Source organism: Streptomyces sp. NPDC014891, assembly GCF_043081085.1.
GTDB lineage: Bacteria > Actinomycetota > Actinomycetes > Streptomycetales > Streptomycetaceae > Streptomyces.
The window spans coordinates 495,026-512,038 of the sequence record NZ_JBIBWF010000001.1 but is presented as its reverse complement, the minus strand read 5'-3'; the positions used below and the strand labels follow the sequence as shown (position 1 = coordinate 512,038).

At 74.5% G+C, this 17,013-nt stretch carries 17 protein-coding genes; 11 read left to right on the top strand and 6 right to left on the bottom strand.

What is annotated here, in order from left to right; all coding sequences use genetic code 11:
• The first annotated feature begins 293 nt into the window (after nucleotides 1–293).
• The 7 genes from ACF09E_RS02230 to ACF09E_RS02200 all read left to right on the top strand — a co-directional run bounded on the left by ACF09E_RS02230 (nucleotide 294) and on the right by ACF09E_RS02200 (nucleotide 9,317).
• Nucleotides 294–2,657: a collagenase gene (locus ACF09E_RS02230; protein ID WP_392203422.1), complete on the top strand. Its 2,364-nt coding sequence runs from the start codon at nucleotides 294–296 to the stop codon at nucleotides 2,655–2,657.
• 171 nt (nucleotides 2,658–2,828) lie between these two features.
• Nucleotides 2,829–3,986 carry an NAD(P)/FAD-dependent oxidoreductase gene (locus tag ACF09E_RS02225; RefSeq protein ID WP_392203421.1) on the top strand — a complete coding sequence of 386 codons (1,158 nt, stop codon included), beginning with the start codon at nucleotides 2,829–2,831 and terminating at the stop codon, nucleotides 3,984–3,986.
• Between the two features lie 32 nt (nucleotides 3,987–4,018).
• Nucleotides 4,019–4,333, top strand: coding sequence for a (2Fe-2S)-binding protein (locus tag ACF09E_RS02220; protein WP_361859149.1), 315 nt, complete (start codon nucleotides 4,019–4,021; stop codon nucleotides 4,331–4,333).
• Nucleotides 4,314–5,858, top strand: a complete 1,545-nt coding sequence (locus tag ACF09E_RS02215) for an NAD(P)/FAD-dependent oxidoreductase (protein WP_392203420.1) — start codon at nucleotides 4,314–4,316, stop codon at nucleotides 5,856–5,858. The genes ACF09E_RS02220 and ACF09E_RS02215 overlap by 20 nt, the downstream gene beginning before the upstream one ends.
• Before the next feature lie 101 nt (nucleotides 5,859–5,959).
• Nucleotides 5,960–6,823 (top strand): dihydrodipicolinate synthase family protein, encoded by an 864-nt coding sequence (locus ACF09E_RS02210; RefSeq protein WP_392203849.1) that lies wholly within the window; start codon nucleotides 5,960–5,962, stop codon nucleotides 6,821–6,823.
• 107 nt (nucleotides 6,824–6,930) lie between these two features.
• A complete protein-coding gene (locus ACF09E_RS02205; protein ID WP_392203419.1) occupies nucleotides 6,931–7,935 on the top strand; it encodes a proline racemase family protein in 1,005 nt (334 codons plus the stop codon).
• Nucleotides 7,932–9,317, top strand: coding sequence for an aldehyde dehydrogenase family protein (locus ACF09E_RS02200; protein WP_392203418.1), 1,386 nt, complete (start codon nucleotides 7,932–7,934; stop codon nucleotides 9,315–9,317). Before ACF09E_RS02205 ends, ACF09E_RS02200 begins: the two co-directional genes overlap by 4 nt.
• Before the next feature lie 2 nt (nucleotides 9,318–9,319).
• Here the strand turns inward: ACF09E_RS02200 and ACF09E_RS02195 are convergent, their stop codons facing one another.
• Entirely contained in the window at nucleotides 9,320–10,027 is a 708-nt protein-coding gene (locus ACF09E_RS02195) for a TetR/AcrR family transcriptional regulator (RefSeq protein ID WP_392203417.1), read from the bottom strand.
• A gap of 212 nt (nucleotides 10,028–10,239) precedes the next feature.
• Here ACF09E_RS02195 and ACF09E_RS02190 point away from each other — a divergent pair, with 212 nt between their 5' ends.
• A complete protein-coding gene (locus tag ACF09E_RS02190; protein WP_392203416.1) occupies nucleotides 10,240–11,466 on the top strand; it encodes a saccharopine dehydrogenase family protein in 1,227 nt (408 codons plus the stop codon).
• Nucleotides 11,467–11,563: 97 nt separating this feature from the next.
• Here ACF09E_RS02190 and ACF09E_RS02185 read toward each other — a convergent pair whose 3' ends face one another.
• The 5 genes from ACF09E_RS02185 to ACF09E_RS02165 all read right to left on the bottom strand — a co-directional run bounded on the left by ACF09E_RS02185 (nucleotide 11,564) and on the right by ACF09E_RS02165 (nucleotide 15,154).
• On the bottom strand, nucleotides 11,564–12,154 hold the full coding sequence (locus ACF09E_RS02185) for a snapalysin family zinc-dependent metalloprotease (protein ID WP_392203415.1): 591 nt from the start codon (nucleotides 12,152–12,154) through the stop codon (nucleotides 11,564–11,566).
• 287 nt (nucleotides 12,155–12,441) lie between these two features.
• A complete protein-coding gene (locus ACF09E_RS02180) occupies nucleotides 12,442–12,810 on the bottom strand; it encodes a PRC-barrel domain-containing protein (protein WP_392203414.1) in 369 nt (122 codons plus the stop codon).
• A 186-nt stretch (nucleotides 12,811–12,996) separates the two neighbouring features.
• A complete protein-coding gene (locus ACF09E_RS02175; protein WP_392203413.1) occupies nucleotides 12,997–14,190 on the bottom strand; it encodes a hypothetical protein in 1,194 nt (397 codons plus the stop codon).
• 77 nt (nucleotides 14,191–14,267) lie between these two features.
• On the bottom strand, nucleotides 14,268–14,423 hold the full coding sequence (locus ACF09E_RS02170; RefSeq protein WP_187283895.1) for a DUF6131 family protein: 156 nt from the start codon (nucleotides 14,421–14,423) through the stop codon (nucleotides 14,268–14,270).
• Nucleotides 14,424–14,458: 35 nt separating this feature from the next.
• Entirely contained in the window at nucleotides 14,459–15,154 is a 696-nt protein-coding gene (locus ACF09E_RS02165; protein WP_392203412.1) for a nucleotidyltransferase family protein, read from the bottom strand.
• 167 nt (nucleotides 15,155–15,321) lie between these two features.
• Between ACF09E_RS02165 and ACF09E_RS02160 the strand changes: the two genes are divergently transcribed.
• The 3 genes from ACF09E_RS02160 (at nucleotide 15,322) to ACF09E_RS02150 (ending at nucleotide 16,933) form a co-directional block, all read left to right on the top strand.
• A complete protein-coding gene (locus ACF09E_RS02160; protein WP_392203411.1) occupies nucleotides 15,322–15,894 on the top strand; it encodes an SRPBCC family protein in 573 nt (190 codons plus the stop codon).
• A 92-nt stretch (nucleotides 15,895–15,986) separates the two neighbouring features.
• Nucleotides 15,987–16,685, top strand: a complete 699-nt coding sequence (locus tag ACF09E_RS02155) for an HAD family hydrolase (protein WP_392203410.1) — start codon at nucleotides 15,987–15,989, stop codon at nucleotides 16,683–16,685.
• The gene (locus ACF09E_RS02150; RefSeq protein WP_392203409.1) at nucleotides 16,682–16,933 is read left to right on the top strand and encodes a hypothetical protein; all 252 of its coding nucleotides are present in this window, start codon (nucleotides 16,682–16,684) and stop codon (nucleotides 16,931–16,933) included. The genes ACF09E_RS02155 and ACF09E_RS02150 overlap by 4 nt, the downstream gene beginning before the upstream one ends.
• Nucleotides 16,934–17,013 lie beyond the last annotated feature (80 nt).

Here is a 17,013-nt window from a genome sequence, read left to right as displayed (position 1 = left end):
GGGAGGGCTCCGCGGGGGCCCACTCCGGGGGGCTTCCGCGACGCCTCCCGAGCCGTGATCGGGTGAGTCGTACGGTGCCCGGAAACGGCTATGAAGCGGACCCGGGTTCCGTCGCGTCGCGCACCCCCTCGGTGGACCTCGGGCAACTCAAGGGCACTCAGGGGTTGTCAGTGCAATTTCACATTACTATGTTACACCGCACACGGCTTGATGAGTCCTCGTCAAAGACCGTGCGCACCACAACAGTTCTCGTCACATCCCCTTGACGAACCCCCACCCCACATGGAGTTCTGTTGTCCATCCCCAGACGCGTGCGCGCGTCCCTGCTCACCTCCGCCGTCGCGGTCACCCTGCTGGCCTCCTCGGGCCAGACCGGAGTGTCCGCCGCCGACGCGGACGCCCGTACCGCCGCCGTCCCCGCGGCGTCCACCGGCGCCCCGGGACCCCGGGCCGAGCGCGGCGGCAACCCGTACGACGAGGTGGAGCGCCTCGCCACCGCGCCCCGCAGGACCTTCGGGCCCGCCCCCGCCCCCGGGATGCTCGCCACCGGCCGCGTGCCGGGCCGGGCTCCGGCCGAGGCGGCGACCGCCGCCCGGAGCCTCGCCGCCGCCCCCCGGACGACCGCCGCCGGCGTCCCCTGCACCCTCGACGGGATCACCGGGCTCGGCCCCGAGCGGTTCGCCGACTTCCTCGCCGACCCCGCCGTCCTCGCCGACGGCTGTCTGCGCGGACTCGTCTGGACCTGGGACGCCCGGCTCGCTCCCGTCATGTCCGACGCCCACGTCCAGGCCGTCGCACGCCGGATATCAGGTCTGGCCGCGGCCCACGACGGCCGCAACTCCTCCCACCTGGAGGAGATGTTCACCTACCTGCACGCCGTCGCCTACCACGACTACGCACGCGACGAGATCGACACCACCGACGCACCCACCGTGAACGCGGTCCGCCGGGCCGTCGCCGACTTCGGCGACGCGGCACGCACCTTCGACGTCACCAAGAGCAACGCCCTCACCCTGCGCGAGGCCCTCTACGCGGCCAGTGCCCCCGGACTGCGGCAGCACCAGCTCGGACTGATCAAACGGGTCCTCGCCACCATGGACCCCGCCCACCCCGCCACCCACCTCGACCCCTCCTGGGCGGGGGCCGCGCTCGCCGCCCTCTCCGTCAACTACCTGGGGGTCTACCCGGGCAACCAGGACGCCGCCTTCCAGGCCGCGGCCGCCGCCGACCCCGCGTACCGCGCCGTCTTCAAGGCCTTCGTGGGGTACGCCCACCTCAAGGGCACCGTGAACGACTGGGTCGCCCGCGACGCGCTGGGGGAGTACGGCCGCTTCGGCGAGATCCCCAGTCTGCGGACCGCCGTCATCGCGGACCTCGGCGGCCTCCTCGGCCAGGTCGTGAACACCTTCGGCCGGGGCGGTCAGCAGTGGGCCAAGGTCGTCTCCTGGCTCAACTACTTCGACGCGTGCAAGCCGTACGGCGTCTGCAAGGCCGACATCGAGGCGCAGATCTTCCCGTACACGTACACCTACGACAACGGCGCGATCAAGGTCCGCACCGGACTCGACCGGGCCACCGTCGACCAGCTGTACTACGCGAGCAAGCAGGTCAAGGCGCAGTTCCACCGCGTGCTCGGCAGCGAGCAGCCGCTCGCCGGCGACCCCCACACCACCCTCACCATCGTCCTGTACGGATCCCGGGCCGACTACGAGAACTACCACCCCGTCCTGACCGGGATGGACACGAACAACGGCGGCATCTACATCGAGCGCGGCGCCACCTTCTACACCTACCAGCGCCGTGTCCCGCAGGACTCCTCCCTGACGCTCGAGGAGCTCTTCCGTCACGAGTACACGCACTACCTCAACGGCCGCTACGCCGTGCCCGGCTTCTTCGGCGAGGGGCCCTGGTACCAGGGCGACCGCACCACCTTCATGGACGAGGGCACGGCCGAGTTCTTCGACGGCGCCACCCGCGACGACGGCATCAAGGTCCGCAAGTCCCTGGTCCGCGGCATCATCGGCGACACGGCCGGCGGCGGCCCCCGGATGAACCTCCGGCAGATCCTCAACGCCACCTACGACGGCGACGGCTTCCGCTTCTACAACTACGCCGGCACGTTCTTCGAGTTCCTCTGGACCGAACGGCCTTCGCTGATCCGCGAGATGTACACCCATCTGCGGAACGACGACGTCGCCGGATACGACGCCTGGCGCACCCGCCTCGGCGGCGACGCCGGCCTCCAGAGCGCCTACGACCGCTTCCTCGACGCCCAGATCGCCCAGGTCGACAGCCTCTTCGTCCCCCACACCACGTTCACCCCGAACGCGCAGCTGCGGGACTCCGCCCCGGCCTCCGTGAGGTCCGCCTTCGCCACCGCCACCTCCAACACCCCCGACTGCGTGGAGAACGGCGACCCGGGCAAGCGCCGCTTCGTCTGCACCGGCCGGATCACCGCCAACCTGTCCGACGCGGGCAACGCGGACCGGACCTTCAAGGACATGTCCGAGACGGTCGACTACTTCCTGCTCGACCGCGCGGGCGCCGCCTCGAACAACCTGGCCGACATGAACTGCTCCTTCGGCGTCGTCGACATCTGGGCCAACAGGGTCGCCGGCACGTCGAGTTACCGCTGTGAGGGCCCCCTCCGCAGCTGAGCCGTCCCCTCCCGCCCGGGCCGGTCCCCTCCACGGGAGGGGACCGGCCCGGCGCGTCGCCCGCACCGCCCCGGGTGCGGGAGTTCCTCACCGCGGGGCGTACGGAAGAACTCCCGTACCAGTCCTGTCGAGGATCTTGGCAGAGTCAGTGCCATGTGAAATATTACTGCCGTGCCCACGAGAGAAACCTCGGACGTCATCGTCGTCGGCGCCGGCGTCGTCGGCGCCGCCTGCGCCCACTACGCGGCCCTCGCCGGCCTCTCCGTCACCGTCGTCGACCGGGGTCCCGTCGCGGGCGGCACCACCGGAGCGGGCGAGGGCAACCTGCTGGTCTCCGACAAGGAGCCCGGCCCCGAACTGGACCTCGCCCTCCTCTCCACCGCACTGTGGACCGAACTCGCCGACCGGCTCCCGCCGTCCGTCGAGTACGAGGCCAAGGGCGGCCTCGTCGTCGCCTCCGACGCCCCGGGACTGCACGCCCTGCGCGCGTTCGCCGCCCGCCAGGAGAAGGCGGGCGTCGTCGCGCGCGAGGTGTCCGGTGACCGGCTCCACGACCTGGAGCCCCACCTCGCACCGGGCCTCCCCGGCGGCTTCCACTACCCCCAGGACGCCCAGGTGATGCCCGCCCACGCCGCCGCGCAGCTCCTCCGAGCCGCCGGCGACCGGGTCCGCCTCGCGCTCGGTGAAGAGGTCACCGGCCTCCTCACCGGCGCGGGCGGGGCGGTCCGCGGGGTGCGGACCGCCACCCGCGAACTCCACGCCCCGCACGTCGTGAACGCCGCCGGTACCTGGGGCGGCGCCCTCGCCGCCCTCGCCGGAGTCCACCTCCCCGTCCTTCCCCGCCGCGGCTTCGTGCTCGTCACCGAACCCCTGCCCCGCGTCGTCCGGCACAAGGTGTACGCCGCCGACTACGTCGCCGACGTGGCCAGCGGCTCCGCCGCCCTCCAGACCTCCGCCGTCGTCGAGGGCACCCCCGCGGGACCCGTCCTCATCGGCGCCAGCCGCGAGCGCGTCGGCTTCGACCGGACGCTCTCCACCGAGGTGCTGCGCCGTCTCGCCGCCGGGGCCACCGCGCTCTTCCCGGTCCTCGGCGGCGTGCGAGCGATCCGGACCTACCCCGGCTTCCGCCCCTACCTGCCGGACCACCTCCCCGCCATCGGGCCCGACCCGCGCGTCCCCGGACTGCTGCACGCCTGCGGCCACGAGGGCGCCGGGATCGGCCTCGCACCGGCCACCGGACGACTCGTCGCGGCCGCCCTCACGGGCACCCGACCTCCCCTGGACGCACACCCGTTCCGCCCCGAGCGGTTCGACACCGCCGCCCCCTGAGGCCCGCACCCACCGTCACGAGAGGAGGGCCCGTGGCCCGCACCCCCATCGGCCTCGTCGGGGCACAGCCCGACCCGCCGTTCGAGATCACCTTCGACGGCCGGCCCGTCACCGCCCTGCCGGGCCAGACCCTCGCCGCGGCCCTCTGGGGCGCGGGCATCCTGGCCTGGCGCACCACCCGGGACGGAGCACGCCCGCGCGGCGCGTTCTGCGGCATCGGCCAGTGCCACGACTGCCTCGCCACCGTCAACGGAGAGCCCAACCGCCGTGCCTGCCTGGTACCGGCCCGCCCCGGCGACGCGATCACCACCCAGGAAGGACACGGCCATGACCGGCTCGGCGTCTGACCCCCAGGACGCGGCAACGCCCGCCCCGCCCATCGCATCCGCCCCGGGCGCGCCCTACGACCTGCTGGTCGTCGGCGCGGGCGCCGCCGGGCTCGCCGGCGCCGCCACCGCCGCCGAACGCGGACTCTCGGTCGCCCTCGCGGACTCCTCGGAGCAGACGGGCGGCCAGTACTACCGGCACCCGGCCCCCGGGCTGGGCGCGAACCGGCCCGAGGCGCTCCACCACGGCTGGTCCGCCTTCGCCGATCTGCGCCGCCGCCTCGCGGCCGGCCGCGTCGACCACCTGGCGGGCCACCACGTGTGGTCCCTCGTACGGGAGGCCGACGGCACCTGGTCGGCCCACGCCCTCACCGGCCCCGACGGCACCGCGGACACCCCCGTGCGCATCCGGGCCCGTGCGCTGCTGCTCGCGACCGGAGCGTACGAACGCCACCTGCCCTTCCCCGGCTGGACCCTGCCCGGAGTCGTGGGCGCCGGGGGAGCGCAGGCCATGCTCAAGTCCGGCCTGGTCCTGCCCGGCCGGCGCGTCGTCGTGGCCGGCAGCGGACCGCTGCTGCTCGCCGTGGCCTCCTCCCTCGCCGCCGCGGGCGCCCGGGTGCCCGCGCTGGTCGAGGCGGCGGGGTACCTGCGGTACGGGCGGGCGCCCCGCGTGCTCGCGGGCAACCCGCGCAAGGCGGTCGAGGCACTCGTCCACACCGCCGCCCTGGTCCGCCACCGTGTCCCCGTACGCCTCGGCAGCGCCGTGACCGAGGTCCACGGCACCGACCGGGTGGAGGCCGTCACGGTCGCCCGCGTCGACCGGGCGTGGCGCCCCGTCCCGGGGACGGGGCGCCGGATCGCCTGCGACGCGCTGGCCGTCGGGCACGGCCTGGTGCCCCAGATCGACCTGGCCGTGACCGTCGGCTGCGCCACCCGCGCACGGCCCGACGGCACCCTGGGCCTGGCCCTGGACGACCACCAGGAGAGTTCGGTGCCGGGCCTGTGGGCCGCGGGCGAGACCGGGGGCGTCGGCGGAGCCGAACTCGCCCGCACCGAAGGCGAACTGGCGGGCCGGGCGATCGCCGCCCGGCTCCTCGGCGACCGCGCCGGAGCCGGGGCGGCCGCGGGGCTCCGGCGGCGCCGGGACCGCCTGCGGGCCTTCGCCGACCTCATGTCCGCGGCGCACGCCCCGGGCCCCGGCTGGCCGGAGTGGCTGACCGACGACACGGATGTCTGCCGCTGCGAGGAGGTCCCGGCCGGCGCCGTCCGCGCGGCCGTTTCCGACCTCGGCGCACGCGACGCACGCACCGTCAAACTCCTCACCCGCGCCGGCATGGGCTGGTGTCAGGGACGCGTGTGCGGGACCGCCGTGTCCTGCCTCGCGGCCGCCGGAGCCACCCCCGAACCACCTGCCGAACGGCGCCCGTTCGCCGTCCCCGTCCCCCTGGCGACGCTGGCCGCGCTCGACGGCCCGCCCCCCGCCGGAGAACCGGCCGAGCCCACTACCCGCCAGGGGGTGCCGTGCCGACCAGACCCCGCTCCCTGATCCGCCCTGATCGACAGAACCCCCAGCACTCGCACCCCACCGAAAGGATCGCCGCCGTGAACAGCACGCTCTGGACCGCCGACCGCCCCTGGCGCGGCATCATGGTCGCCACCACCCTCCCCTTCAAGGACGACCTCACCGTCGACTACGACGCCTACGCCGAGCACGTCGCCTGGCTCCTCGCCAACGGCTGCGACGGCGTCGTCCCCAACGGCTCCCTCGGCGAGTACCAGACCCTCACCGCCGACGAGCGCGCCCGGGTCGTCCGCACCGCCGTCGAGGCCGCGGGCGACGGCGCGCGCGTCATGCCCGGCGTCGCCGCCTACGGCAGCGCCGAGTCCCGCCGCTGGGCCGAGGACGCCGCCGCGGCCGGATGCGGCTCCGTGCTGCTCCTGCCGCCCAACGCGTACCGCGCCGACGAGCCCTCGGTGCGCGCCCACTACGCGGAGGTGGCCGGGGTCGGCATCCCGGTCGTCGCCTACAACAACCCCATCGACACCAAGGTCGACCTCGTCCCGCGCCTCCTGGCCGGGCTCCACGCCGACGGCAGCATCGTCGCCGTGAAGGAGTTCAGCGGCGACGTCCGCAGGGGATACGAGATCGCCGAACTCGCGCCCGAACTGGACCTGTTGATCGGTGCCGACGACGTCCTCCTGGAGCTGGCGACGGCCGGGGCGGTCGGCTGGGTCGCCGGCTACCCCAACGCCCTCCCCGCGACCTGCGCCGAGCTGTACCGGGCCGCCGTGGCCGGCGACCTGGCCACCGCCCGGCCGCTCTACTCCTCGCTGCACTCCCTGCTGCGCTGGGACTCCAAGGTCGAGTTCGTCCAGTGCATCAAGCTCTCCATGGACATCGCCGGCCGTCGCGGCGGTCCCAGCCGCCCCCCGCGCCTCCCGCTCAGCGGCGCGACGGCGACCGCCGTACGCCTCGCCACCGAGAAGGCCGTCGCCGACGGCCACCGCTGACGGCACCCCCGCGGGCCCGCCGACCACCGGGGAGCCCCGACCGGGGCCGCCCCCCGCCGGGGCGACCCGGCCGCCGGCCGTCCCGACCGTCCACCGAGAGGAACCCCGTGCGTACCCGTCACGTCTTCCACGCAGTCGACTCCCACACCGAGGGAATGCCCACCCGGGTCGTCACCGGCGGCGTCGGGGTGATCCCCGGCGCCACCATGGCCGAACGGAGGCTCCACTTCATCGAGCACCTCGACCACCTTCGGACCCTCCTCATGTGCGAACCGCGCGGCCACGCGGCGATGAGCGGCGCGATCCTCCAGCCGCCCACCCGGCCCGACGCCGACTACGGCGTCCTGTACATCGAGGTCTCGGGCCTCCTGCCGATGTGCGGACACGGCACCATCGGCGTCGCCACCGTCCTCGTCGAGACCGGCATGGTCCCGGTCGTCGAACCGGTCACCACCGTCCGCCTGGACACCCCGGCCGGCCTGGTCTCCGTCGACGTACGGGTCGAGGACGGCGCGGCGAAGTCCGCCACCTTCACCAACGTGCCCGCCTTCAGCGTCGGCCTGGACCGCACGGTCGACGTCCCCGGGCACGGCAAGGTCACCTACGACCTCGCCTTCGGCGGCAACTTCTACGCCTTCGTCCCCCTCGACGACCTCGGCCTGCCCTTCGACCGTGACCGCAAGGACGACCTCCTCGCCGCCGGACTCGCGGTCATGGACGCGATCAACGCATCCCCGGACCGCCCCGCGCACCCCACCCGCCCCGAGATAGCCGGGCTCAAGCACGTCTACCTGACCGCCCCCGGCTCCGACGCCACGCACTCGCGGCACGCCATGGCCATCCACCCCGGCTGGTTCGACCGCTCGCCGTGCGGCACCGGCACCAGCGCGCGCATGGCCCAGCTCCACGCCCGCGGCGAACTCCCGCTCGACCGCGACTTCGTCAACGAGTCCTTCATCGGCACCCGGTTCACCGGCCGGCTCACCGCCGCCACGGAGGTCGGCGGCCTGCCCGCCGTCGTCCCGACCGTCACCGGCCGCGCCTGGCTCACCGGCACCGCCCAGTACTTCCTCGACCCGGACGACCCCTTCCCCGGAGGCTTCCTGCTGTGAGCACCGACAGGTCCACCCTCACGTCCCGCAATCCGTCGGACCCCGCCGACGTCCTCCTGCGCCTGCCGGCGCCGGGCGCGTTCGCCGTCGCCGACGCCGTCGAGCGGGCCCGGGACGCCCAGCCGGGCTGGCTGCGCGCCGGCGCCGCCGCCCGCTCGGCCGGGCTCGGCGCCGTCGCCGCCGCGCTGGAGGCCGCCGCCGACGAACTCACCGCCCTCGCCGTACGGGAGGTCGGCAAGCCCGTCGCCGAAGCCCGCGCCGAGGTCGCCCGCACGATCGCCGTCTGGCGCTACCACGCCCAGGCGCCCTTCGAGCCCACCGGATCCGTCCACGAGACCGCGACCGGCCCCGGGCTCCTCCTCCACCGGCGCCGCCCGCACGGTGTCGCCGGGCTCGTCACCCCCTGGAACTTCCCCTTCGCCATCCCGAGTTGGAAGGCCGCGCCCGCGCTCGCGGTCGGCAACACGGTCGTCCTCAAGCCGGCGCCCGAGGCCACCGCGTGCGCCCTGCGGCTCGGCGAGATCGTCGAGAAGGCCCTGCCGGAGCGGGTGTTCACCGTGCTGCCGGGCGGACCCACCGAGGGCCACGCCCTGGTCTCCACGGCCGACGTCGTCTCCTTCACCGGCTCCACTCCGGTGGGGCGGGCCGTCGTCCGGGAGGCGACGGCCCGGGGAGTCCCCGCGCAGGCCGAGATGGGCGGTCTGAACGCGGCGATCGTCCTGCCCGACGCGGACATCGGGCGGGCCGCGGCCCACATCGCCGCCGCCGTCGCCGGATTCGCCGGGCAGAAGTGCACCGCCACCAGCCGGATCGTCGCGGTCGGCGCCGCGCTCGACCCCTTGCGCGAGGCCCTCGCCGAGGCCTTCCGCGCGATCCGGACCGGCGACCCGGCCGACCCGGTGACCGTCTGCGGACCGCTCGTGCACGAAGCCGCGCGGGACCGGGTGGCCGAGTCCTGGCAGGGGCTCCCCGTCCTCGCCGGCACCACCGTGCCCGACGGACCCGGCTGGTACGCGGCCCCGACCGTGGTCGAGAAGGTCCCGCCGAACGACCGGCTGCTCCAGGAGGAGGTCTTCGGCCCCGTCGCCGCCCTGCTCCCCGCCGACGACCTCGCCCACGCGGTGCGGATCACCAACTCCGTCCCCTACGGCCTCGTCACCTCGGTCCACACCGCCGACCTCGACGCGGCCCTGTACGGGCTGGACCTCGTCGACACGGGCATGATCCGGATCAACGCCCCCACCACGGGCGTCGACTTCCACCTGCCGTTCGGCGGGGCGAAGCGGTCCGGCCACGGTCCGCGCGAGCAGGGCAGGGCGGCCCTCGGGTTCTACACGTCCTCCCGGACGTACACGCTGGCGCCCGCGGGCGCCGGGACGTGACGTCAGGCCCCGTCCCGCGCGAGCTGCGCGGCCGTGTGGTCGAGCAGCATCTCCAGGACCGCCGGGTAGGCGCTGTGCGGCATGCTCCGGGCGAGGTGCTCCGCCGTGGCCGCGATGTGCGGGTGCGAGGCCGCCGGCAGACGCGCGTAGGTCGACCGCCACATCGCCTCGTCCTCGGCGCGCGCCTCGTCGGTCAGGGCCAGTGAACCCGCGTCCAGGGCGGCGAAGGCGAGGCTCTGGTCGATGAACGCGTGGAACGTGCGGACCGCCGCCGGGTCGGACAGCCCGGCGCCCCGCAGGATGCCGAGGACCGTCTCGTCCACCGCGATCTCGCGCGGCCGGCCGCTCACCCGGCTGGCGGTGAGCACCGCCGCCTGCGGATGGGCGAGGTACGAGGCGTGGACGGCCAGCCCGAGGGCCCGCAGGTCCGCCCGCCAGACCCCGGTCTCCGCCCATCCGTCGAGCGCCCGGCCCATCAGCTCGTCGCCGATGGCACGGGTCAGGTCGTCCATCCCGGCGAAGTACCGGTAGAGGGTGCTGGGGTCGGCGCCGACCGCCGTCCCCAGGCGGCGGGCCGTCAACCCGGCGCCCCCGTGCTCCCGCAGCACGCGCAGGGCCGCCCGCACGTAGATCTCCTCCGACAGCACGGCCCCGCCGTGCGTGGGCCGCCGCCGACGGCGCGCGCCCTCCGGTACCACCTGCTTCGCCACGCCCGCTCCCTCGCCTCCGCCGCCCCGTCGCGGGCCCGTCGCCCGGCGGACCCGCCCTCCGTGCGGCGGTCGCGAGCCCCCGAACGCGCGTCCCGGCCCGCGACACGGCCCGCGACACGCCTTATGCCAACGCCATTGACCTTAACCTGTCCCCTCCCGTTGCATCAGCCCTGCCCGGAGGCGTCCGCCTCCCGCAAGGAAGGTTGAATGACGTGCGCGTACTTCTCGTCGGCGCGGGCGGTGTCGGCACCGCCGCCACCCGCATCGCGGCCCGCAGGGACTTCCTCGGTCACATGGTGGTGGCCGACTACGACCTGGCCCGGGCCGAGGCCGCCGTCGCCGCCCTGGGCGGGCACGGCGACCGCTTCAGCGCGCTCCGCCTGGACGCCTCCGACCAGGAGGCGGTGCGCCGGGCGCTCGCCGAGCACGATTGCGACGTGCTGCTCAACGCCACCGACCCCAGGTTCGTGATGCCGCTCTTCCGGGCCGCCCTGGAGGCGGGTACCCACTACCTGGACATGGCCATGTCCCTCTCGGCGCCCCATCCGGACCGCCCGTACGAGGAGTGCGGCGTGAAGCTCGGCGACGAGCAGTTCGAACTGGCGGGGCGCTGGGAGGAGAGCGGCCGGGTGGCCCTGGTGGGCATGGGCGTCGAGCCGGGGCTGTCCGACGTGTTCGCCCGCTACGCCGCCGACGAACTCTTCGACGAGATCGAGGAGATCGGCATCCGCGACGGCGCGAACCTGACCGTCGAGGGCTACGACTTCGCTCCGTCCTTCAGCATCTGGACCACCATCGAGGAGTGCCTCAACCCGCCCGTGGTCTACGAGCGGGAGCGGGGCTGGTTCACCACCGCCCCGTTCAGCGAGCCCGAGGTGTTCGACTTCCCCGAGGGCATCGGGCCGGTGGAGTGCGTGAACGTGGAGCACGAGGAGGTGCTGCTGGTCCCGCGCTGGGTCGACGCGCGGCGCGTGACCTTCAAGTACGGACTCGGCGACGACTTCATCGCCAAGCTCAAGACGCTCCACGAACTCGGCCTCGACTCCACCGCCGAGGTGACGGTGCCCGGCGGGGACGGCCCGGTGGGGGTCTCGCCGCGCGACGTCGTCGCGGCCTGCCTCCCCGACCCGGCGACGCTGGGCGAGCGGATGACCGGCAAGACCTGCGCCGGCACGTGGGTGAAGGGCACGAAGGACGGGGCGCCCCGCGAGACGTACCTGTACCACGTCGTCGACAACCAGTGGTCGATGAAGGAGTACGGCTCGCAGGCCGTCGTCTGGCAGACGGCCGTCAACCCCGTCGTCGCCCTGGAGCTGCTGGCGACCGGCGCCTGGACCGGGCAGGGCGTCCTCGGCCCGGAGGCCCTTCCGCCGCGGCCCTTCCTCGACCTGCTCACCGCCTACGGGTCCCCGTGGGGGCAGCGCGACGACGTCCGGTGATCTCCGGACGCTCCCCGGGCCGCGTCCTGGCGGCCGGGGGAGGGGCACGGGGTCGGTGGACCGGCCGGTCCACCGACCCCGCACCACGGGCTGCGGCTTACGGGGCGTCGACCAGGACCCGGCCGTCGACCGCGAAGCGCGCGGCCGCCCCGTTCGCGTAGAAGGACTCCACCCGGGCCTGCTCGGTCGCGTTGGGGACGGCGTTCAGGCAGGCCGTGCCGGCGCTCGACCCCGACATGAGCTGCGAGCACGGGCCGGGCTTGGTGTCCGGGAGGCCGAGGCTGTGTCCGAGCTCATGGGCGGCGATGCGGGTCTTGTCGTACCCCTGGGTCACGGCCTGGCTCCCGAGTTCGACCCGGACCTGCCGGCCCGGACGCACGGGACCCAGCTGGGCCTGCGGCCATCCGGTGGTCGCCACGATCACGATCTCCGCCCGGGTGCCCGGCGCGGCCTCGACCAGCCTCACGTTGTCGACGTGGGCGTTCCAGGAGGCGACGCCCGCGGCGATGGCGGCCTCCCAGCCTCCGGCCCGGCTGTCGTCGTAGCGAAGTGTCACCACGGCGGCCGCGCCCGCCGTCGCCGGTTCGCCCGTCGGGGCGGGTGCGGCGTGCGCCGTCGTCGCCGTCGCCGTCGCCAGGACGACCGCGACGGAGGCGGTGGCCGTCCTCAGCCATGTGTAGAGCGGCATGCTGCTCCTTCACTCGTGGGGGACCCGGTCCCGGCGGGACCGGGAGTGCGGGAGGCGGGCGTGGGTCCGGTCCGACCCGGGGCGGTCGGACCGCCCGTCCTCCGGGGCTCCTCGACGGTATGCCGCCACCACCCGATCCGTCATGTACCTGTCAGGCCATTCTCGTGGGGCCCGTATGACGGCGGGAGCGGTCGCGCGGGTGTGCCGGAGGCCCGGACTCGTCGAGTCCGGGCCTCGCGGTGCGATCGGTCCGGCGCGGGTCGGACCCGCCCGGGCGAACGCCGTTCTCAGACCAGGCGGTTGCCGAACGGGCCGCCCATCACGTAGTACGTGCTCAGCTCGCGGCGGTAGTCGGGGTCGTGCAGATGGAGGTCGCGCTGGAACTCCGGTGCGTCCTTGATCTGCTCCTTCGTCCCGTCGACGAAGATCTTCCGCTCCTCCGTGTCGATCCGGACCACGGTGCCGGCCGGCAGGAGGATCTCCCTGCCGAAGATCCAGACACCGGTGTCCACGACCAGATAGGCGTCGTCGACCTCGTCGGAGTGCTTGTCCACCTTCCCGATGCTGCCGTCGGTCGCCTCGACCTTGTAGCCCGTCAGATCGATACCGGACAGGTGGCCCGCGCTGGACTTGTAGCTCCACACGTTCTCGGTCACGCGCAATCAACTCCTCCGGTAGGCGGGGGACGCCGGCTGCTGAGCTCCGCCGTCCCCTTCTCCGTGCTCGGTGCGCGGCGGTGCTTCGCCCGCCCGGATTCCGCCTGCCCCGGCCCGGCCGACCCATGCCCCGGCCCGGCCGACCGGCCCGCAGCCTCCCGTCGGCGTCGGACACGCCGCCCGCGGCTACGTGGGGCGCGGAACCGGGGTCTCCGCGGTCCCCGCCGCGCGGGCGGCCGGCAGCGTGATGCCCTGCTCCTGGGCGGCGTGCCCGGGGCGCAGGGTCCAGGGAACGCTGCCGGTACCCGTGAGCCAGCCGTCCCGCACCAGGTGCTCGACGACGAGGCCGCGGACCTCGCGGCTCACCTTCCAGCCCATGCCCCTGCCCAGCTGCCGGAACGACGGGCCGTGGCCGTGCCGGGCGCGGAAGTCCACGGTGAACGCGGCGGCCTCCGGGCCCGGGGCGGGGTGCCCCTCCCGCCACTGCCGGAGACGCACCAGGGCGGGCGGGGCCGCGGGGCCGGCCGGGGCGGACGTCGTGAAGGCCTGGGCGACCGCAGGGACGGTCAACGCGCACAGGGCGCAGCCCTCGACGCTTTCGACGTGCCGGCGGAGGGCGGGGCTGGCGGCGTCCTTCCACGCCGCCCAGGCCTCCGGGTCGAACCGGAACCTCCTGCGCGCGGCGGGGGAGCGGTCTCCCGACCCGGCGGCGTCGTCGTCCTCGGCGGGCACGCGCACTCCCGCCAGATGACCCACCCGCGGGTCGAGGCGGTAGGCGTCGCCGGAGAGTTCGGCGAGGAAGCCCTTCTCCAGAAGGGCCGGAAGGGTGGGCAGGCACGCGGCGGGGAGGTCCGCGGGAAGGGGTGCGAGCCGCCCTGCGGTGCCGTGGGCGGCGAGGTACAGGGCCGCGAGCCGCGCGGCCGGGGGCAGCTTCCTGAGCGGCTTGGCCGACATGGTCTTCGCCGTCCATCCCGACACGCGGGAGCGGCTCTCCCGTCCCAGGGGAAGGGGGTGGTCGACCTCGGTGGACAGTTCGGGGACGGTCACGGGGGTCGGCGGAGCCGCGGGACCGCTGTCGAAGACCGTGTCCGCGATCTGCCATCCGAGGCTTCGGAGGGCGGTGACGGCCTCGTGCGGATCACTCAGCCGGAGGGCGTTCAGGTCCATCCCGGTGACGTTGCCCACGCCGCCCCGCGCGGCCCGGATCGTCACCATGACGGCGAAGAGCCGGGCCTCGGGTCCGGGGAGGGGCAGCGAGGCGACGTGGCCCAGGAGTCTGCGGGCCGCCCGCCCCCGTTCCTCCGAGAGGAGGAGGGGGAGGGGTTCGGGCTCGCCGACCGCGGCGACGGACTGGGGGGCGTGGGCTGCTGACGTCTGCACGCCACGCCCAACGGCTGTACGGGGCCGGGGTTACTCTCCGGCGGTCCGCCGACCGGGCGCGCCCCGCCCGGAGGAGGTCACCAGTAGTGGCGCCGGCCGCCCACGGCGTGTCCGAGGGCTCCGAGGATCCACAGGACGGCGCCGATGGCGACCAGGATGATGCCGATGGTCCACAGGATCGAGATGCCGGCGGCGAATCCGATGATGAGGAGGATGACTCCGAGGAGGATCATGGTGTGCCTCGCTCTCTGGTCTCGTTGTCTCGCGGTTAGCCGTTTTCCGGCGGCGTAAACACCGGTCCCGGCGGATCGGGTGTGGGGGACGGGCGTTCCGGGGCGTCCTCGCCGCGCGGCAGGACGTCGAGGAGTTCGAGCAGGTACAGGAACGCGGCGGCCATGGGCGCGCCGTCGGTCTCCTCGCGTACGCGTGCCCAGGCGACGCGCTCACGCAGCCCGCGGGCCACGGGCAGCAGGGGGCCGAAGTCGCAGTGGTGCTCGGACAGGGCGAGGAGCCGGGAGACCACGAGGTCGGTGGGGTCGAGCACCGGCATGTGGACGGAGTCCACGGGGAGGGTCGCGGCCCTGGCGAGGAGTTCGGCGGTGACCGGCCGGCCCGCGAGGGAGAAGATCAGGTCGATGTTCTCCCCGCCCGAGCGGGCCTTCACCAGCCAGTCCTCGGGAGGGTCGACGATCCGTACGCCGTGCTCGACCAGGGCCGCGGTGACGGCGTCGGCGTCCTCCCGCCGTACGGCGAAGTCGGTGTCGTGCTGGAGGCGGACGGGGATGCCGTGCGCGTACACGGCGACGCTGCCGACCAGCGCGAACGGAAGCCCGGACGCCTTGAGGACGGCGCCGACCTCCTTCGTCGTCTCCAGGATCGCCTGGGTGTGGTCCACGGGCAGCGCGACCGTGCGGTCGCCCGCTCCCCCCTCCGCCTGAGAGGCCCGGCCCTCCACGAGGTTCATGTCCGCTCCCGTCGTAGCGACTGCGTCGACACCGCGCGACTTCCCGGATCGCCCGTCCCCAATCACCGGAGGCGCGCCGCCGGCGTGCGGGCACGCATGAGGGGTGGGGGGACGGGTAGCCGCGGGGGTGACCGCGGCTGCCCGCGAGGTGCGGAGGAGGAAGGGCCATGAGCACGACGGTGAAGCAGACGATCGACGTGGACGTCCCGCTCGGGGCCGCGTACGATCAGTGGACCCGTTTCGAGGACTTCCCGACGTTCATGGAGGGCGTCGAGGAGGTCCGGCGGACCGACGACCGGCACAGTCACTGGCGGACCAGGGTAGCCGGGGTGCGGCGCGAGTTCGACACCGAGATCGTCGACCGGCGCCCCGGCGAACGCGTCGCGTGGCGCACGGTGGCCGGGGACGTCCGGCAGGAGGGCGTCGTCAGCTTCCAGTCCCTCGACGAGGCGCACACCCGGGTCCGGGTCGCCCTGGAGGTCGAGCCCCACGGCATGGCGGAGAAGGCGGCCCATGTGATGGGCGTGCTGGACCGCCGGGTCAAGGGAGACCTGAAGCGGTTCAAGAGCCACGTCGAGGAGCACGCCCACGCGCCCGGCGCCCGGCGCGGTCCGGTCCGCCCCGGTGGGGCCGCACGCGCGGGCGCACCGGAGACCGGCGGCGACACCCCGGTCCGGCCGACCCCGCAGGAGGCGAAGGAGGCGTGGCCGCTGCCGCCCCCGCCCGACGACCGGCTGTGACGAAGGGCCCGCCCGTGCCCCGTACCCGCTCCGGGAACGGTCCGGAGGGGCGCGCCGACCAGGAACACCCGCCGCCCCAAGGAGCCGCAGACATGAACCGCGCCGCGCTCTTCGACGTCGACGGAACCCTCGTCGACTCCAATGCCCTGCACGTCGTCGCCTGGTGGGAGGGACTGCGGCAGAGCGGCCACCCCATCCCCACGCATGCCGTCCACCGGGCGATCGGACTGCCCGGGGAGAAGCTGCTGGACCATCTGCTCGGCCCCGACCGGGACCGGTCGGAGGACGATCGCCTCAGCGCCGCCCACGACACCGTGTACGGCACGTGGTTCGAGCGGCTCCGGGCCTTCGGGGGCGCGGCGGACCTGCTGCGGACCCTCGTGGGCAGCGGCTGGCAGGTGGTCCTGGTGACCTCGGCGAAGGACCGGGAACTGGAGGCCCTGCGCGCGGCGCTGGACGCGGACGACGCGATCGCGGCCACGGCCACCTCCGACGACGTGGCCGAGGGCAAACCCGCGCCCGACCCGATCGAGCACGCGCTCTCGCTGGTCGGCGCGTCGGCGGAGCAGGCGGTGTTCGTCGGGGACAGCGTGTGGGACATGAAAGCGGCCCGGCACGCGGGTGTCGTCCCCGTCGGCCTCCTGTGCGGCGGCCTTCCGCGCGCGGACCTGCGCGAGGCGGGCGCCGTCGCCGTGTACGACGATCCGGCCGACCTCCTCCAGCACCTCGGTACGGCGCCGTTCGCCACCGTGGGGGACGCCGGGGCGTCCCGGGAAGGGAGCGCAGGATGAGCGGCGGGGAGTACGGGTACCAGATCGCCCGGTTCAGGGAGCGGCTCACGCACGGCGAGGTGGCGGAACTCGGTGTCCGGATCGAGGTGCGCGGGGAGGTCGTCCTCCTGACGGGTACCCTCCCGACGGCCGACCGCCGGGACGAGATCCTCCGGATCGCGGAGGCCGAGCTGGCGGGGATCCCGTTCCACGAGGACCTCGTGGTCGCCGGCGCGGATCCGCCCGACCGTCTCGAGGAGCTGCGGTGAGTCCCGGCGGGCCGGGCGCGCCCGAACGGGGCGGAGGACCGGCATCTGGCGGAGGGCAGGGAGCGCACGGGGCGCACGAG